The organism is Escherichia sp. WS1451, assembly GCF_046487365.1.
Lineage (GTDB): Bacteria > Pseudomonadota > Gammaproteobacteria > Enterobacterales > Enterobacteriaceae > Escherichia > Escherichia coli.
In genome coordinates, this window is record NZ_JBJQJP010000012.1 from 1 (window position 1) to 18,692 (window position 18,692).

Annotated in this window: 12 protein-coding genes and 1 tRNA gene; 4 read left to right on the forward strand and 9 right to left on the reverse strand. The window is 43.6% G+C overall.

Translation table 11 applies throughout. The features are described 5' to 3' along the window. The 3 genes from ACJHX7_RS15725 to ACJHX7_RS15735 all read left to right on the forward strand — a co-directional run. A partial coding sequence (locus ACJHX7_RS15725; RefSeq protein WP_032224128.1) for an IS3 family transposase occupies nucleotides 1–457 on the forward strand: 457 nt, incomplete at its 5' end. After that, nucleotides 432–1,343 carry a hypothetical protein gene (locus ACJHX7_RS15730; protein ID WP_410231654.1) on the forward strand — a complete coding sequence of 304 codons (912 nt, stop codon included), beginning with the start codon at nucleotides 432–434 and terminating at the stop codon, nucleotides 1,341–1,343. The genes ACJHX7_RS15725 and ACJHX7_RS15730, both read left to right, overlap by 26 nt. After that, the gene (locus tag ACJHX7_RS15735; RefSeq protein WP_001097955.1) at nucleotides 1,340–3,241 is read left to right on the forward strand and encodes an N-6 DNA methylase; all 1,902 of its coding nucleotides are present in this window, start codon (nucleotides 1,340–1,342) and stop codon (nucleotides 3,239–3,241) included. Before ACJHX7_RS15730 ends, ACJHX7_RS15735 begins: the two co-directional genes overlap by 4 nt. An 80-nt stretch (nucleotides 3,242–3,321) precedes the next feature. Here the strand turns inward: ACJHX7_RS15735 and ACJHX7_RS15740 are convergent, their stop codons facing one another. The 4 genes from ACJHX7_RS15740 to ACJHX7_RS15755 are packed head-to-tail and all read right to left on the reverse strand — an operon-like array spanning nucleotide 3,322 to nucleotide 10,574. Beyond that, nucleotides 3,322–6,384: a type I restriction endonuclease subunit R gene (locus ACJHX7_RS15740; RefSeq protein WP_000481472.1), complete on the reverse strand. Its 3,063-nt coding sequence runs from the start codon at nucleotides 6,382–6,384 to the stop codon at nucleotides 3,322–3,324. Beyond that, the gene (locus ACJHX7_RS15745; protein WP_000139624.1) at nucleotides 6,385–7,578 is read right to left on the reverse strand and encodes a restriction endonuclease subunit S; all 1,194 of its coding nucleotides are present in this window, start codon (nucleotides 7,576–7,578) and stop codon (nucleotides 6,385–6,387) included. Next, complete coding sequence (locus ACJHX7_RS15750; protein ID WP_001361369.1) at nucleotides 7,579–9,069, reverse strand: class I SAM-dependent DNA methyltransferase; 1,491 nt, start codon at nucleotides 9,067–9,069, stop codon at nucleotides 7,579–7,581. Nucleotides 9,070–9,074: 5 nt separating this feature from the next. Then, the gene (locus ACJHX7_RS15755; protein ID WP_000172638.1) at nucleotides 9,075–10,574 is read right to left on the reverse strand and encodes a class I SAM-dependent DNA methyltransferase; all 1,500 of its coding nucleotides are present in this window, start codon (nucleotides 10,572–10,574) and stop codon (nucleotides 9,075–9,077) included. A gap of 297 nt (nucleotides 10,575–10,871) precedes the next feature. Here ACJHX7_RS15755 and ACJHX7_RS15760 point away from each other — a divergent pair, with 297 nt between their 5' ends. Beyond that, on the forward strand, nucleotides 10,872–11,855 hold the full coding sequence (locus ACJHX7_RS15760) for a toll/interleukin-1 receptor domain-containing protein (RefSeq protein ID WP_024179470.1): 984 nt from the start codon (nucleotides 10,872–10,874) through the stop codon (nucleotides 11,853–11,855). A 184-nt stretch (nucleotides 11,856–12,039) separates the two neighbouring features. Here the strand turns inward: ACJHX7_RS15760 and ACJHX7_RS15765 are convergent, their stop codons facing one another. The 5 genes from ACJHX7_RS15765 to ACJHX7_RS15785 all read right to left on the reverse strand — a co-directional run bounded on the left by ACJHX7_RS15765 (nucleotide 12,040) and on the right by ACJHX7_RS15785 (nucleotide 18,651). Then, complete coding sequence (locus ACJHX7_RS15765; protein WP_086176906.1) at nucleotides 12,040–13,029, reverse strand: restriction endonuclease; 990 nt, start codon at nucleotides 13,027–13,029, stop codon at nucleotides 12,040–12,042. Between the two features lie 128 nt (nucleotides 13,030–13,157). Continuing rightward, nucleotides 13,158–16,673, reverse strand: a complete 3,516-nt coding sequence (locus ACJHX7_RS15770; protein WP_410231655.1) for an AAA domain-containing protein — start codon at nucleotides 16,671–16,673, stop codon at nucleotides 13,158–13,160. Nucleotides 16,674–16,998: 325 nt separating this feature from the next. Then, nucleotides 16,999–17,376 carry a hypothetical protein gene (locus ACJHX7_RS15775; protein WP_000784767.1) on the reverse strand — a complete coding sequence of 126 codons (378 nt, stop codon included), beginning with the start codon at nucleotides 17,374–17,376 and terminating at the stop codon, nucleotides 16,999–17,001. Between the two features lie 68 nt (nucleotides 17,377–17,444). Next, complete coding sequence (locus ACJHX7_RS15780) at nucleotides 17,445–18,224, reverse strand: HNH endonuclease (protein ID WP_001088803.1); 780 nt, start codon at nucleotides 18,222–18,224, stop codon at nucleotides 17,445–17,447. 342 nt (nucleotides 18,225–18,566) lie between these two features. Next, a tRNA-Leu gene (locus ACJHX7_RS15785) sits at nucleotides 18,567–18,651 on the reverse strand. Nucleotides 18,652–18,692: the final 41 nt, after the last annotated feature.

The window sequence follows — 18,692 nt, forward strand, 5'->3', positions numbered from 1 at the left end:
GGACTGCTGTGATCGTGAGGCACTGCACTGGGCGGTCACTACCGGCGGCTTCAACAGTGAAACAGTACAGGACGTCATGCTGGGAGCGGTGGAACGCCGCTTCGGCAACGATCTTCCGTCGTCTCCAGTGGAGTGGCTGACGGATAATGGTTCATGCTACCGGGCTAATGAAACACGCCAGTTCGCCCGGATGTTGGGACTTGAACCGAAGAACACGGCGGTGCGGAGTCCGGAGAGTAACGGAATAGCAGAGAGCTTCGTGAAAACGATAAAGCGTGACTACATCAGTATCATGCCCAAACCAGACGGGTTAACGGCAGCAAAGAACCTTGCAGAGGCGTTCGAGCATTATAACGAATGGCATCCGCATAGTGCGCTGGGTTATCGCTCGCCACGGGAATATCTGCGGCAGCGGGCTTGTAATGGGTTAAGTGATAACAGATGTCTGGAAATATAGGGGCAAATCCAACAAGAATATTGAGCTCTTATGGCATCGACTACATAGTATTAATGGTTATGCGATAACAACCACCCATCTATTAGACTCAATTACAGCTACTGATAATGATTTTAAAAACTTAAAGATTGTTGACAAAGGAAAAATAAAAGAAGACGATAAAATAAAAACTATAATAGAACGTTTATCTGTCTTGACAAGAATATCAGACGTACAGTTCGAAGTGTGTCGTAAACTAGAAAACATAGTATTGATGGATGATTATAATGATTGGACTATTTTTTATGCCTTAGCAAAGAAAAAAGGACTTGATGTATCAAAGTTAGATGGCCTCCATGCAATAAAACAGTCCTCTGGTTATGATAATTTAAATCAAGAATTCGCAAAACCAAAAATAGAGTGGATTAATTCGCTTTTAAATGTAAATACTGATAAAAAAGTCAAAAGAATATTCATGATCTGCGACAAAGATGAGGCTCCAATTACCTATCAGAAAGATGGAGTTCAAGTCAATGGAAGTGAATATTCAAAACATATAGCGAAGTTAGAAAATAAAAACAAAAATAAAATATATCTCCTTGCCTGGAAAAGAAGAGAAATAAAAAACTACTTATTATCTTATACGGCATTGTCTCATCATGGATTTATCGGGCAAATAAACAATGGTGATCTGCCGGCTAACAGTTATTTAAAAGAAAACGATCCTGGAGATAATTCAGCAATTAGCCGGCTTAACGTAAAACATTGCATCACAAAAATAATTGATTCTGATGGTATAGGATTAGATATCTCAAAACTTTACTTATATATAGAACTTATACCACCTGCTGAGATCAGTGAAGATATAGTGAACATGTACAATTTTTTGGTGGAGAAATTAAAATGAACACCTCTTTATTTGAAGATCTACTTACACTAATCAAGAAAAAGAGTTCGATAAGAAATACAGAACAAGCAGTAGAGTTAATTTCATTATTTATTTTTTTACATTATATAAAATTATATCTTTATGAAAATGATAAAAGATTTTCAGATATAAAAAACATATCAAGCAACAACATTAATGAAATTAAATATTATTATCAGCAACTATATGAAAGTTTTATTTTCTCGATAGATATAAAAAATATAAACCACGACATGCTTGAAAACCTCAGGAGTAAGATAGGTTTTTTAATTAATAACATCAATGACCATGAAATAATTAAATATATAGATTATTCTCTTTCGCATATACATTCACTTACAGAGTTCTATCAATATGCAAATTCTTATCAATCTTTAATTCTTAGGATGGTTAATGAATCGGGTCGTTCAGGGGAATATGTTACTCCATCTGCTTTAGTTCAGCTCATGGTTGAAATGTTATCACCTACAGATGGCACATCAATCTACGACCCAGCATGTGGAACTGGGGGTTTATTAATAGAGTCAGCACGATATATTAAAGGCAACAGTTTAAACAAAAACTTTAATTATTCCCTTATTGGTAATGACACATCATCATTTGCCTGTCTAATCTCAATTGTTAACCTTTTAATCAATAAAGAATTTAATTTTGAAATAATACTAAAAGATAGCTTAGATAAAAACTATAAGAATAAAAAATATGACTTTGTTTTAACTAACCCACCATTTGGAAAAAAGAGCGGTTGGGATAATATTCATATTGACACACATTATAAAGGACCTAATCTAGACTATTACTTCCTGGAGCATGTTATTGACTCTCTCGCTGTTAATGGCAAAGCAGCCATAATATTACCAGAGCGTTTTTTATATGATGTGAGTAAAGAGTGCATCACTCTTAAAGATAAGATCTTCCAAAATTATAATTTAGAATATATTTTATCTATACCGTCAGGTGCATTGCTTCCTTACACTGCAGTAAAATTATGTATTCTTTTTATAAGTAATTCTGGCCCAACAGATAGAATATTTTTCTACAATTTAAATAATGGTGAAAAATACTCACGTACAAATACTATAAAATTCGATGATTTTATAGATTTTTTAGAGTCAGCAAAAAATAGAACAATAACTGAACACTCCTGGATTATCAATATTAGTGATACACCTTCATCTTATAACTTACTCTTAAAAGATAAAGAGCGAAACTCATATGAGTTTCTTAGTGATTCTATAGTTAACATTGAACAGACAATACGTAATAATGAATTATTACTAACCGAGTTGTCTTTATTAAGAGAAAAAATAGCAATCTTAGAGTCAACAATAAAAAATCATTCGCATGAATATGAATTTGAGAGACTTAAAGTTGGAAATATTGCAATAGTAAAATCCGGAAATTTATTGCAAAAAAACAGGCTGTTACCCACTGGACCAATTCCTGTATACGGTGGAAATGGAGTTATTGGATATAATAATGAGGCAATGGAAAATGGTGAAAATATTATTATTGGTAAGGTCGGAGCTCTTTGTGGAAACGTTCGGTATGTTCAAGGTGATATTTGGGTGACAAATAATTCATTAATTATTAAGAATTATTCACCTAATAAGGTTTTAACACCCTACCTTGCAAAATTATTATCTACTTTAAACTTAAGAAAGCTCGCCGTTGGTACCGCTCAACAATATTTAACCACAGCACAAATAAAAAATGTAGAAATTAGCATTCCTCCTTTAACGACCCAGCATAAATTAAATATGTGGCTTGATGAGTTAGATAATACTCTTGAACAATATAATAAGCTCATTGAAAAAATAATGAATGATAAGCGAGAACTTAAAGAGAATTTGTATAAAGGTCTTTTAATAGAATAGATCACAATAGCAGGGTGTCCATAAAACACCCTGCTACTGGTTGCAAGTAAGTTGCAATATCTGTACTGCTGAAGCTACTATTAATAATGCTCCTCAATATACCCATACGCCTTCTGGAACAACTCTTTATCTTTCCCTAGTCCAAACGGGGCCAAGGTCAGTAAAAGCGCCTTTTGGATTTCGCGCGGGCCACTGTTGGAATTTTGCCAGCCATCAAAGCGGGTAGCTTTCACGATTTTATCAATTTGCTCTACAACATCACCGATTAACTTAGGGGTAGTTTCCGGACGTGTTTCGAGGAAAAGCTTAGTCAACGCCTGTTTATTATCAGCTTCAGTTACTGGGCGCTCGCCTGTTTCGCGCTCGGCTTGTACGGTATCTTTCGCTGCATCCAACAGGCCTTTCAACCAGTCAATGGCCTTGATAACACCAGCTTCATAGTCCTGACGCAGTTTTTCAAGGCGCTCGCCCAATGCCACAAATTTAGGATCATGACTGCCGCGCAAACGTCCCATAAGATCAATCTCCAGGCGTTTGGCACGTTGTTCCTGCTCTTTAGCGGTCAGGGTAAAAATAGCGTGCTCGTCCATGACCAACTCGTCAATATCATCGCGAATACGATTGATATCAGTATGCTCATGGATCATCTTGATTGTTTCGGGGCCAAGGGCAGCCCAAACAAGCGCACCTGTCTGCCCTACCGGACGCACCGATTCATAAATTTGCGCCAGCCATTTATAGTCCTGACGATAAGAGGTCAAAAAAGGATCTGGGTTGATAGCTGACCATAACTTGGATAACACACCAAAGCTGGCAGCGAATTCATCGCGCTTCTCGTTGGTCGGCAGGCATTCCTGCGCGGCCATAATACCTTCAAAACCAGCTATGGACCGATCCACACCAGGGAAGAAGGACAAACATTTATTCAGTTGTAACGGCAATAGCTCTTTAAATGCCTCAATTCCCTCTACAACTCCTTCAATTTCTTCAGGGTTATAGGCCAGAGCGGTACGCAGATTTTCGAAAACGCCGAGGTAGTCGATAATTAATCCCATGTCCTTGCGTACAGTATCGGTTTCGTACAGCCGGTTAGTTCGGCACATGGCCTGCAGAAGGGTATGATCGCGTAGAGGCTTATCGAGGTACATGCAGTAGCAAATCGGGGCATCAAAGCCCGTAAGCAGCTTGGCGGTTACGATAATAAGCTGTAATGGATGTTCAGGATCTTTAAAGCACTCAATTAGATCCTTTTGCACCTGCTCTTCGGCATCGATGTGCTGCCAGCGTTCAAAATCGACTTGTTTGACAGGCAGCTCCAACTCATCATGCCATTTAAGCCAATCCTTGTTGAGCTTGTCTTTTTTGCCACCCTCTTCAACTTTAACCGGAGCCTGGTCAACGTTCATAACCACTTCAACCGCATCAAAACCAAGCTTTTCACCGAGCAAATAATACATCTGCACACAGGCTTCGCGATCGTATACCACAACCATGCCTTTCATCTTTTTCGGCATAACATGGTTGGTAAAATGCTCAGCAATATCATTACTCACCGCAGCCATACGCCTAGGGGATTTCAGCATGATTGCCAGCTTGCCTGCACGCCTGGACAATGCTGCTTTCTCTTCTTCATCCAGGTTGTTTTCAGTAGCCAGTTGCTCGAACTCTTCATTGATGGCATCACGATCCACTCGGAGTTCAGCCAGCCGAGGTTCGAACTTCACCGGGTTAGTTGCGCCGTCACGGATCGACTGCTTATAGCTATAGCGGCTCATATAGCGACCCGGATCTTCTTCGGCACCGAACAATTTGAACGTATTACGATCAATGCCAGAAATCGGAGTACCAGTCAGGCCATAGAAGTGGGCATTGGGCAACGCCCAGCGCATTTTCTCGCCTAATCCCCCTTCCTGTGTACGGTGAGCTTCGTCAACCAACACAATGATATTGTCCCGGTTGTTCAGGCCATTAGGGTTGCTATCGTCAATTTCGATATCTTTAAATTTAAAGATGGTGGTGATTAAAATGCCACGGCTGTCTTGTTCAATGTATTCACCCAACTTTTTGCAGCTTTGCACTTTAATCAGATTCTTAACGTCGGCTCCACCAAAGGTCTCGTTAATTTGGCTGTCCAGATCTCGCCGGTCCACAACGATAAGTACCGTCGGGTTTTTTAACGCATTATCGGCACGTAGCATTTTGGCGGCGTAAAGCATCAACAAGGATTTACCCGATCCCTGGAAATGCCAAATAAGACCTTTTTTTGGATAGCCTCTACGAACACGCTCAACAATTTGTTTTGCAGCTTCAAATTGCGGATAACGCGGCAGGATTTTAACGCGTTTAGGTGGAGTATTTTTGCCCGTTTTGACGGTTGAAAATAATGCAAAAGATTCCAGTAACTGCAATAAGGTTTGCGGATTTAACAAACTCTCACAGCTATTGAGTACCGATGCCAGACCCGGCAAAATTTCATCACGAAGCTCAGTATTATGCCAGGGTCCCCAGTCTTTAACTCGGGCATTAATGGCTCCATAGGCAAAGGTTTTACCTTCGCTGGCAAAGCACAGCAAGTTAGGTACAAAGAAAGATTCAACATTTTTCCAGTAGTACTTTTTGCCACCCATGAAATCGGCAGCACCGTCTTGCCAGGTCACGCTGGGGCGTGTTGCGGTTTTAACTTCGCCTACTACCAGTGGTATGCCGTTCACATAAAGAACAATATCAAAATAGACTTCAGTGGCCGCGATATAGTGAACCTGCTGCGCCACCACAAAGTGGTTGTTCTCTATATTGTCAAAATCAATCAGATTGATGGTGATATGGTCGCCATTCTTACCAAAAGGCAAGGTTTTGTCGGCCATCAACCATTCCTGGAAGTTTTCATTGGCCTTTACCAAACCGGTATGGCGAGCCTCTAAAACCACTCCCCGCAGTTTGTAGATGACCTCATCGGCATAGTCAGGCTGTCTGCCGATATCAGGGTTTAACGAACAAAGCGCGTCTTTTAGCCACTCATCAACAAAGATATCCTGCGCTTGCTTAGGCAGATTTTCTCCGTGGCAGTATGTCCACTTAACCCCACTTAACCCTTTTAAACGGTCGATAATTCCATTTTCTGTGACGGTTTGTTCGTTAAACATTTATATCACCTCAAATATTTTTTGCATATAAGATTTCTTCGTTCTAATGATACTTTCTAATTTTGACAGAACGACCAAATGTAATTTCTCCGTGTCTGATAAACAATTTTCAAGTCTCTTTATTTCGTTTTTCGGAGGAACAGGCAACATAATACTTTCAAAAACTTGCGCAGGTATTCTTTGTCTCCCGGTAGAACCTTCCATATTGTTTATGGCAAATTGCCGCACACGGTTTGTTCTGCAAAGATGATAAAGATACTCAGAAGATATATTTTTCGGGGACAGCACTATAAATTCAGTGGAGCCTTGCCCCACTGAATTATCCTCTAAAAAATCAACTATGGCCATTTTTCCATTTTCGGCGCAAGGCGTAATACGAGCAAACAATATGTCTCCATTCTTAAATCTCGAACCACCGCTTCCTATCTTCTTGATACTTAAATCACCAGTAATTTTCATGGAGTCGGTAGCCAGAGTAGCCATTTCGCAAAAAGTGACTTCCGACTGATCGCCATACCTGTAAGTTGGGTTTATCGTTGCCAAATAAGACAAGGGTTTAATTTCCCACCCCTCAGGAACATTTCCCCAATGAGTTGAAATTAAGTTCTTTGAGCTTCCACCCTTATATAAAACCTCAGCTCTTGTTGCAGAACGAAGTGTAATTGAACTATTAATTAAACGCCAACACTGCCTTATAGTCTCTTCAATTGATTGAAAGACTTTGAGCATTTTCTTTTGTTGGTTAATACTGGGAAATAAGAAGGTTTGCGTTGCTAGCGTTTTCCATTTTATTGTAGGAGATAATGAACCTTCAGAAATCGCTACTGCGCGATTCATAAATACATCAGACTGCAGAAAAAATGGCAAAAACTCAGGAATAACCTTTGCTGAATTGGCTTCCAGCACCATGGCATGAGCCGAACAAATACAATCCCAATCAGCTACAGCAACCTTACGTTGATAAGCACGACGCTTACCAAAAATAATCTGGCCTTTTTTCACTAAAAGCTTCTGCCCTTCAACGTCGCTGGGTGTACCATGACGTTTGATTTTCAGGCTGTCAGGGTCTAAATGCTCCAAACCGACATAAATTTCAAGGTCTGTCTCGCTCGGTTCCACTCGTTTAGAGATATGTTTAGCGATATCGCCAAACTTCACCATTTGCCAGCCTTCAGGTAATTGCTGTTCTGTCATTTACTGCTCCACCTTGCTTTCAACGTTATATCCAAGCTCTGCAAGGCTCTGGAATAATTTATTAGTTTGCTTTTTCAACTGAGTACGGCTTACTTTCCACGCTTCAATCGCATGTTCAATATTATGTACTTCACCGTTGTTTTGTGCTTGCACATACAGTGGAATTGACAGGTTATAAAGGTTTTCTTTAATAGCTTCGATATCCACTAAAGCGGTTATATCGCTTTTTTTCTCCGGATTAAAATAAGCCTCGCATAATACCTCCAAATCCTCATCGGATAGGCGACTATGAGCGCGTTCACGGGTGACATGCTCAACCCCGTTAATAAACAAAACCTTGTTTTTGCGTTCGACTGGTTTATTGCAATTAAGCACCACCACACAAGATTCCATCGGCGAGTTGTAAAACAGATTTGGTCCCAGCCCAATCACTGCTTCAATAATGTCCGATTCAATGACCTGTTTACGTATGGATTGCTCTGAATCGCGGAACAGTACACCGTGCGGCCAGAGCATGGCTGCACGACCGGTATCAGGTTTTAAGCTTTTGATTATATGGGTATAAAACGCATAATCAGCGCAGCCCTGCGGTGGTACACCATAAAGATTACGCCCATAGGGATCGGCGGCAAACTTGTCACGATTCCATTTCTTAATGGAGTACGGTGGGTTAGCAAAAATCACATCAAACTGCTTGAGCCGATCGTTTTCAATAAACTTTGGCTCAGCCAAAGTATCACCACGCAGCACATCAAACTCTTCAATATCGTGCAGGAACATATTCATACGAGCAATAGCGGAAGTCAGCAGGTTCACTTCCTGACCATAAAGGTGCACAGAGCGCCACTCTTCACCTCTTGCACGGAGATCCATCACTGCATTTAGCAACATCCCACCAGTGCCACACGTTGGATCATAGGCTGTTTCACCCGGTTTTAAGCTCATAATGCGCGTCATTAAATGCACAACTGTTCGGTTGGTGTAAAACTCTGCTGCCGTATGACCGGAATCATCAGCGAACTTTTTAATCAGGTATTCGTAGGCCTCACCAAGATCATCCTGAGCGACAGATTTAATACCGAGCGGTATTTTACTGAAATGTTCAATCAGATCAGCCAGCAGATGATCGGGCAGGCGCTCTTTATTGGTCCACTGCGCATCACCGAAGACGCCATGTAAACGCGGATTATTGGCTTCAATTAGTCGAAGCGCATTCTGGATCGCTTCACCAATGTTTTTACTGGTATTGCGTACCTTTTCCCAACTGGCTTCACAGGGAATATTGAAACGGTGAAACATCGGCATGGCGGCGTATTCAGCATCGCCTTCATGGAGCTCCATCGCCTCGTTATATTCTTCCAGATAGACATCTGACAGGCGTTTGTAAAACAGCAACGGGAAGATATACTGCTTGTAGTCTGATGCGTCAATTTGGCCACGAAGAAATTCGGCGGCTCCCCAGAGCAGCTCTTCCAGCTTTTTATTACTCATAATACTCATACCTCGAAACCTTCTTTGATAAGCAGGGCCTCCAGCTCCTCTTCTGCTTTTTCCAGCTCAGCCAGCTTCCGTTGAAAATCTTTGAGCGCCTCTTCCACAGTGATGGTTTCTTCTTCGAGTGGCTTTTGCACATAACGAGCAATATTTAGATTGAAGTCATTTTCTTCAATCTCCTTCAGAGGAACCCAGCGTGCAACGCCTTCGATTTCTTTTGCATCTGGCCCTTGTTGCGCCTGGTCATGATAGATTTGGTATATTTCATCGGCCTGCTTGTTGGACAGCGTATTCTGCGCACGTCCCTTGGTATAGATTTCTTCAGCATTGATGATCAATACATGATCTTTATGCGCGGCCGGACGTGATTTACGCAGCACCAAAATACACGCAGGAATCCCAGTCCCATAGAACAGGTTGGAAGCAACACCAATAATCGCCACAATGCGATTCTCTTGCAGTAATTTGGTTCGAATTGCCCCCTCTGCGCCGCCACGAAACAGCACACCATGAGGTAATACGACTGCCATACGTCCATTGTCGTTAAGTGAAGCAAACATATGCTGCACCCAGGCAAAATCACCATTTGTTTTAGGCGCCAGGCCATATTGCTTACGGCCATAGGGATCGTTCGACCACAGATCGTATCCCCATTCTTTTAAGCTAAACGGTGGGTTGGCAACAACGCAGTCAAAGGTTTCTAAACGATCGCTTTTTAAAAATTTAGGTTCGCGTAAAGTATCCCCTCGGACAATATCGAAATCTTCCTGTCCATGCAGGAACAGATTCATACGCGCAATAGCTTCCGTCGTTAAGTTCTTTTCCTGACCCTTGATTTTTAGTAAACGCGGATCACCACCATTTTCTTTTACATGGTGGATGGTCTCAAGCAGCATACCACCGGTACCACAGGCGGGATCGTAGACACTCTCACCGGCTTTTGGATCAAGAATGTTAACCATCAAACGAACGATAGTTCGTGGGGTATAGAACTCACCGGCTTTCTTATTGGCTTTGTCTGCAAAGCGTTTGATCAGATACTCGTATGCGCGCCCCATATCATCGTCACGGACACTAGAAACGCCAAGGTTCACCTTATTGAAGTGATTGAGTAACGTAGCCAGTAACTCATCAGAAAGGCGTTCTTTATTGGTCCAGCTGGCATCGCCAAAAATGCCATGCAGTTTAGGGTTTGCCAGTTCTATACCACGGAAGGACTCTTTTAAAGCCTGACCGATGTCCTTGGTCTCAGCGAAAACATCGCGCCAGTGGCAATTTTCAGGTATCTGAATACGGTGAAACATCTTGCCCTTGGCAAGCTCTGCATCCCCAACGCTCTCCATCGCATCAGCAAATTCTTCGTCATACACGTCACAAATGCGCTTGAAGAACAAGATGGGGAAAATGTACGTTTTGTAATCTGACGCATCAATGGGCCCTGTAATAATATGGGCTGCATGCCATAGATGGGCCTCGAGATCTTTTAGGTTAATCAGTGTCATTGTTGTCTCTTTTCGATCCTGCAGTGCTTGAACTCTCAGCAACTCATGGATTTCACAGTAAAAAAGCAAGCAAAGCGATTCCACAACCACCTGAGCGTTCAATACGTATGACGCCTTTACCCAAGTTGCTTAAATCAAGGAAATTGCCAGAGATAATACTCTGGCATCAGAATGATACCAAGTTGAAGGGCTGATTTCCGCATCAATACCTTGTGGTAATAGGGGATTACTCTTTTACCCTTATTGGCGCAAAATGGCGGCATTTCCTCATTTCTCCATCGGAGCATCTTACGCGCTATAACCACTCTCGTTTTTTCCTATTCCCATGCAGATGAAGCACTACGCAATGAACTTGAGAAGCATCTCTCCCCGCTGAAGCGAACCGGGAAGATCACAACATGGCACGATCGCCGCATCGTTCCTGGTCAGGAGTTCGAACGTCAGATCGACCACTATTTTTCGCAAGCAGATATCATCCTGATCCTGATCAGCAGTGACTTTATTGCTTCTGATTACTGCTATCAGGTAGAGATGAAAAACGCACTGGAACGGCATAACCGGGGCGAGGCAGTGGTCATTCCGGTAATTTTAAGAGACTGTGCATGGCATCAGTTAGAATTCGGCAGCATTATGGCGGCGACTATCGACGGTAAACCCATCACTAAGTTTGCCACCCACGATGAAGGCTACGTTCAGGTCGTCGAGGCTGTCTCGCGTGCCATTGCCCGGATGGAAGCCAAAAAACCACAGCAAACCATACATATCCCTTCACCGGCTCCGGCGAATCCGATCTTTCAGGGAGTAGATTCCGTTTTTACACCGCGTTCAAGCAACCTTACTCTACCCAAGAAATTTACCGATCTGGATAAAGATCGTGCCAGACGTGAGGGCTTTGAATATGTTGCCCGCTATTTTGAAAATTCGTTAGATGAACTCAAAAAGCGCCACCCCGGATTAGATATCGATTTTAATCGGCTTGATACAGATTCATTCACCTGTGCCGTGTATATCAATGGCAGTAAGGTCGGCCAATGTGGCATCTGGCGAGGCAATCAACATCATGGAATGGGAGATATCTGTTATAGCCAGGATAATGTTGTTCGAAACAGTATTAACGAAACTCTAAGCCTTGCTGATAACGGCCAGACTCTTGGTTTTCGTGCTCTGATGGGAGGCTTCAGTCGAGGAACTTCACGAGACGAACTATTGACCAATGAAGGTATGTCGGAACATCTCTGGGAAATGTTCTTCGGGCTAATCAAGCAAAGAATGTCCCGATAATTTGCCATATCACAGTCGGGCATACTGCCCGATTTTTGTGCTGTCATTATTGGCAATATCTCAATAGGCGTTGAGAAATGGTGCAATTTAATCTTGCCAGAGCGCTGTTACTTGGGGACGAAATTAATGGGCTCCTGCTGTAGTTACAGCAACGCCTGTAAATACAAAAATAGGCGTTGCAAATTCATGCTGGCAAATACGTTTTCTTAAGCGGCACCAATAGCTTAGTCTCTATATCCACTTGCTCATAGTTTTCAACTAACGCGCGTACCAAATCATCCAGCGTCCATAGCGTCAACGGGATTGTAGAACGATCGGCCTCATAACGCGCATCCTTGCTGAATCCGCCGGTACTGACATACAGCCCGCGATCGTCTTTATGGCGGCCACCGATAAAGCTACGGATTTGCTGGCTGCTCATCTGTTCCCGCCGGTGCTTCACCTCAACAATAATGCGCGGATTTTCAAACCCAAATCCGTCAGGCGAAGCAATGATGTCTTTCCCACGGTCAGCACCCGCAGGCGATACCTGAGTTTTATATCCCATGCTGCGTAACACGCCAGCGACCAGATTCTGCATCTCATCCCAGTCGAGACGGTTGATACGATCCTTGATGCCTTCAAAAGCGATCATTTCCATGTCGCGCAGAGGATTAGAAACGACCTCATCCTCTTCACCTGAAACAGGTACTTCCGGCACGATATCTGAGACAGGCTTATTGCCCTGCACTAATTCATTCACAGCAAAATCAGGCACCTGAAAAACTGTCAGCGTTGAACCAAGGGTGTTTCTAGTTGCATCACTCAGACTATCGCGCTTAATCTCTTCCGCATTCCACTTCACTTTACGGGCGATGCCCATGCCATCTTCAAGCCACTCGGCATGAAACTCAAAATCTGACGCTATTTTCCCTATTAAATAGGTCCGATTAGAAGGTGAATAAGTGATAGCCCAGTCGCCTTTCTGCATTTCATTCACAAAGCGCCAGACCTGAGAAGCTCCAGAACGAACTGTGCCTGGCTTAGTCTGTGGCTCAAGCTCCTGATACCGGGTAAACAACTGCTCTCTTGAGCATCCAGGTTTCACATAGGGAGCGAGCTGCGACCAACCAATTGCAACAACCTGTTTGTCTCTGAAGTCGTCGTACAATTTTCCGCCATCACCGCGGATCATCCACATCTTAGTCGCCACAATAATTCCTTCTGAAAATACTTCATCGTTATACCGGGACGTGATCATTCCATTCAGCCACCTTATCCAGGGGAAAAACACCGATAAGATGGCTAATCAAAATGTCTGTTCTAAACCTGACGCCTATCAAGACTATTATAAATAGCCTCAATCTCACCTTTCAGGTTATCACCAGAGTAAACCATCGATGTATCGTATCGTTCATATCGCGCTTCCCGTGTCGCACTAAACCAGTTGAACGATCCCACGCATAGCAAACCATCATCACCAATAACAATTTTGCTATGAACACGGTTTACCAGCTTTGTAGCAATACCCAGCGCATTCAGTTTCTCCAGCGCCGCTTTAAGGTTCTGCTGCTTCTCTTTTCGCTTCTCAAAATCTTTATGTTCAGTGTTGTAGCTTCTGTCAGTGACTATCGTGACGTTAATACCACGTGAACACGCCGCAATCATGGAATCAAGAAAACCCGTTTGCTCCAGCTTTTGCCAGGTCAGCCATGGAGAAACTATCGTGATGTGTTTATCGGTATTTTCAAACGTCTGATTCAGGAAGTTATCATGCTGCTCCACACCATGAAGTGTGTAGATTTTGGTCTCGGAAGTTTTTAAATCCTTACGCTCTTTATAATCAAAAGAGAGCGCATTCTTCTCGAACTCAAAGAGATATTTTGCCAGCAATCCTCGCGGAGATGAGGGAGGCTGGATCTCAAACAGATCCATATCGCCGAAGACCAGGAAGCTATCCTTCGCACGGGAGACTGCAACATTCAGCATGCTGTTATCGCTATCAATAAACCCGCCGTCTTCATGTTTTGAATAGACTGGCGAGAATATAACAATCGCTCTTTCCGCTCCCTGAAGAGAGTGCACGGTGCCCACTGTGAGCGACTTTTCATTCGCGCCCGTACTGATACCTTGTTTACCCAGCGCCTGTTTTATAGTGGATACCTGCGCGCTAAAAGGCGTCACGATACCGACAACTTCTTGAAGCGATTTGCCGTAATGCGCTTCAATATTTTGCTGGTTCTCTGCCAACCAGGCCGCTATCGTTTCAGCCTCAAGCAAATTATATCTACTTCCACTACTTGCCTGCTCTCCTTTACCATCAATATGGAGATAACCCATTGCGGGCATTAAATTGCTCTCTTCACGCCCTCTTTTAGGCAACAACTTACCGTGATAGCAGAGCGTATTACAGTATCCAATAATATTATCGAAGCACCGGCGGTGTTCATATAGGTACATACCACGAGCCAGTTCGGGATCATATTGATAGCGCGAAGCAAACTGCGCTATTTTCATAACGCTGCCAGATGCGGCACTTTTACCAAGGTCTGCGATTGCCGTATATTTCTCGGTAATCTCTTCTTGCGTACTGCCAGACAGAATTTTTTCCGCCAGCATGTTACCGACATCAATCGCGGGAGCAATACTCCATATTGGCGGGATCTGCTCCGTATCGCCAATCACTAATGCCTTCTTAGCTAATGCAAACGAGGCAGCAGCCACTTCAGGAAGCACCTGCCCGGCTTCATCGACAATGAGTAAATCGGCAAAATCATACAAATAACTTTTCTCGAATTTACGTTGTCCTTTGTGCTCACTTATCTGCATATTGCCGGGCAGCATATAGCATGTCATCACCACACATGGAGTGAGTTTCATTCGACGTTGCCAACGGGCGGTTACCCCTTTAGCGCCTTGTTTCTTCTTCTCTTCCTGCAGATCATCAATTCTGGCCATATCCATCAGCCAACGACCTTCCCAGTAGTGAGTCGTCAGTAAAAATGCAGGGAAGCGAATCTGCGTATCAGCCAGTTCATCGGCCTGTGAGAAGCTCAGTTCCTCGTCGCCCTCATACCCTAAATCAAATGCCAGCCTCTGCCACTCCTGAACCGCCTGCTGTTCTTTAAGAACGATTTCATGGGCGGAGTCAATCTGCTGCCGGTATGTTGTTTGCTCGCGCTCAGCGGAATTGAGCAGCCCATCAATATTACGTTCGATAGTTTCAGGATCAGACCACTGATTTCCTGCAATCAGCGCGCCTAATTTATCTTCGAGAAACAGCTGTATTTGGTACTGTCGCTTATTGCGAACCGCCGGGAGCCAGGAAAATAATGAATAGATCAGTGATTCACCGGCGCGATATTTTTTCCATTCCGTTTTAGCACTCTTCAGTAGAGTGACTTTTTGTTCTTGTCCGGAAAGTAATTTATTTAAATTATCGAGATATTGCTCAATATCATTAGCAATAAGCTCACGCGCAGCCCGAATCTGGCTTAACATTTGCCATGTTGCGTTCAGTCTTATCAGTTGCTCGGATTTTGCTGCCAACTGACCATGCAGGAGTTCAATGATCTTTTCAGGGGATGAACACTCTTTTTCAGGAAAGGCTGCCTTAGCCTTCTCCAGATAAAACAGCAGTGCATCCTCTACATACTCTTTTGACTCAACCTGGGTGAAGAAATCTTCAGTTTGATATTTTTTGGCTGCCTCAGCTTTACGAGTGCTTGAGGGAAAATAAGCGCCGAAGCTTTTCAGCTCTGGCAACCATCGTCCGGCCATCGCACCTGAACCTTGCGAAAAGTCTTTCCCGAATGCCTCAATAATGTTCGTTACAGCCTGGTTATTCGTTGAAGTCGCGATAATAACCGGAGGCTCAGATTTTTCGAGAGCTGCTCTGGCCCACTGCGTGGCGATGATAGAAAGCACCAGCGTGGTTTTTCCGGTTCCCGGAGGTCCATTAACAGCAAGGATATCGCCATGTCTTGCATCCAGAAAATGGCTTAAGGCATCGCGCTGAGCCTTTGCCAGCGGAAACTTATCTCCGGAGTGTCCAAGCCTGTCGCTGAATTTTGCTCCTGGGGCCAGCAAAGACTCTGCAGCATGAACCTCTCGCGAGGCGAAGCGATTGAAGAGCGGCACATCCTTCTTGCAAACAAGCAGGTGATCATAAAGAGAAAGGATATGGAAACTGGCACCGCCAGATTGCGCCGTTTTAACAATATAACCGTGCTCAGCGAGTACATATTGCTCAGGATTTTTAATCCAGTCGCCGGCAACATTCTTCAGCAGCCTCTCTGAATCATCCAGATATTGACGCCACTCCTGCTGCAAGGCTGCATATCGTGCTTCCCGTTCTTCATCCGTTTCGGCAGTCTTATCAATGCTGTCATCAAAGTTGATAGAGAACGAGGTATGGATTGTCTTGTATTTGTCATACTGCCCAATATCACCAATCGAAAATGCTCCTTTTGGCAAAGGTTCAAGCAGGTCTCTGGGAATGGAGGTCGCTGGCGTCGGATATAAAAAACCCTCACGGCTTAGCAAGGCTGGCGTCACTAGCGGGGTAACAATATCAGGTGCGCCTGCGGAACGGTCCTTACCATGCTGCAGTAACCGAAAATAAACTTTTGGGCGCAAGACGACATCGACCGTTTCGACATCGTCTTTTTCTCCCTCAAAAAATTTACTGACAATCGCTTCGTCAAGACGTCCCGCCGCTATCCCATGCCAGTGAGTGAAATTTTTGGCGTCTTTCCGTTCAAAACTGCCCTTTCCTGACTCAGCATCTGCAAGCGAGTTGCGCCAGTATGAGGCAAACCCTAAAGCATTTTCATCCATTACCAGTCCTATGACTCAATGAAATCCATTGATTTATCGAATATAAAATCACCGTATGGATAACTATTGTCCACGTTGAAAGGCTGGCTGCAATGTTTTGTTCACGCTTCGATACAAATACTCAGGTTATACGGAGTTCAGAAAACGACCATATCATGTTGCATGGCACATAAAAGCTTTATAACCGAAGCAGCAAAGGATTACCGGCTGCGCAGCACGCCCCGAAAGCCCGTGAGCCCTGCTGGACAGCGTTCAGTGCAATATTGGAGCCTGTAAGTTCAGAAAATATCGCTGTCGAAGATGGTTCTGTATGTAGGCGCGCCAGCTATCGTTTTGTCCGATGCTTGCGAATAAAAGCATTCAAAATGTCGCCTTCACCATGCATGACAGAAAAAGAATATTCACATTCTTTCTTTATCAAGATTCCACATAATTCCTGGTGCAAATCAACATTAACTCCCTTTCCTTTCTGCGCTTTCTTCACACCGAGCTCACATGAACTGATTAATTCAACGTTACAGGGTTTCTTCAAACAATTCACACCATCAATTAAGCCATGGAGAATGCATCTATTTGCGGTCGTATCACTGTAGGAGAAAGTCAGATATTTTATTTTTCCTTCGCATTCCAGCACAATTTCCGCCGAACCTTCACGTGTTGCAGCATCACAACCTCCTGTTGAATATATTTTTACCATCTTCATTTTGTAACTTTCCCCTTACCAAACGAATCGCGACATCCTATATCAAAGGCATTCTCGTCAAAACTTAATTATCTCAGTAAATTCTTCCGATGCCACTCCAGATAACAATACGATTCAACAGAAAACGCCTTTATTTTCTCCGGCAACAAACATTGCTCTTTAACGCTAATATCCAGCGCCTTACTAATTAATAAATGCCCATCGTTCTCAAACGAAATCCATCCCTGATCGAATAGAATATCAATATGCGCAGCCAATATAATTCCATTAAAAGGATCAAGACGTTCATTTCCATTCTCGCAGGCAGCCCACGGCTTTATATGGCTGGCACGCAGTAAAGGTGCAAAAGTCGTTCCCGTAACAGGGCATGCCGGATACAACATGAGACAATTTTTCCGAAAGGTACCTTGCCCCAGCCGTGCCGCAATCAGCTGCTCGCGTACGGTATCTTCAATACTTTTATCCTGCTGAATAGCAAGACAGTCTCGTTGTGCCTGTTCATCTCCAGCAGAAGATATTAACGAAAGAACGCGCTGCTCAATCGCACTGTCTGAAAGCACACTCATTCGCTGATACACACGCTGCGCTGAATGAGAAAGCGCAGCAGGAGCGCCCTGCTCGTCAAGCCAGCCGACACGTACATCACTAAGCCAGGAATCAAAACGGTCACGACTATTTTTCAGACTATTGTGAAACTCACTGGCAGTTTTGCCCGCTCCAAATCGAGGATAAAACAAGGCAAAAGCCTCTTTCCATTTCTGAACACCCAGTCCTGCGGGTGGTTGAGATTTTCCGTACTTCGACAAATACCACGCCACTTCAAGCAAATCGTCTTCAGAGCTATTCAATATTACGTCCTGTTTTTGCAGAGTAAATTATCACCAGATTATATCTGAAAAGATCGTTTACTAAACTGATCTGCTTACCTGCAAAACGGTACTGCAAACGCTAATACTCAGAACCATTAAGAGGAACAAGCAGGTGCATTCCGCTGCCATCGGTCAGTTTGTATTGCTTATCCCCTGCCTCTAGGTACAAGCATTTTCGAAACGGAAATACCATCATCTGTTGGTAGATGTACGTTGAAGTTGGTTCGCCTTGAGAGAGTTAATATAGCGGGAATGATAGGTAAATACTGGATTCCAGGCACAAAAAAAGCCGCCCTTGAGCGACTCGATTTGCATACGATGTGGTGCCGAAGGCCGGACTCGAACCGGCACGTATTTCTACGGTTGATTTTGAATCAACTGCGTCTACCGATTTCGCCACTTCGGCACTGAAGAGGTATGCGGAAAACGTTGTGGATTATACCTGTC

What these genes read in the sequence shown, in the direction of transcription:
- ACJHX7_RS15735 (WP_001097955.1), top strand. Translation starts at nt 1,340, where the DNA reads ATGAACACCTCTTTATTTGAAGATCTACTTACACTAATCAAGAAAAAG.
- ACJHX7_RS15740 (WP_000481472.1), bottom strand. Translation starts at nt 6,384, where the DNA reads ATGTTTAACGAACAAACCGTCACAGAAAATGGAATTATCGACCGTTTA.
- ACJHX7_RS15745 (WP_000139624.1), bottom strand. Translation starts at nt 7,578, where the DNA reads ATGACAGAACAGCAATTACCTGAAGGCTGGCAAATGGTGAAGTTTGGC.
- ACJHX7_RS15750 (WP_001361369.1), bottom strand. Translation starts at nt 9,069, where the DNA reads ATGAGTAATAAAAAGCTGGAAGAGCTGCTCTGGGGAGCCGCCGAATTT.
- ACJHX7_RS15755 (WP_000172638.1), bottom strand. Translation starts at nt 10,574, where the DNA reads ATGACACTGATTAACCTAAAAGATCTCGAGGCCCATCTATGGCATGCA.
- ACJHX7_RS15765 (WP_086176906.1), bottom strand. Translation starts at nt 13,029, where the DNA reads ATGATCCGCGGTGATGGCGGAAAATTGTACGACGACTTCAGAGACAAA.
- ACJHX7_RS15770 (WP_410231655.1), bottom strand. Translation starts at nt 16,673, where the DNA reads ATGGATGAAAATGCTTTAGGGTTTGCCTCATACTGGCGCAACTCGCTT.
- ACJHX7_RS15775 (WP_000784767.1), bottom strand. Translation starts at nt 17,376, where the DNA reads ATGAAGATGGTAAAAATATATTCAACAGGAGGTTGTGATGCTGCAACA.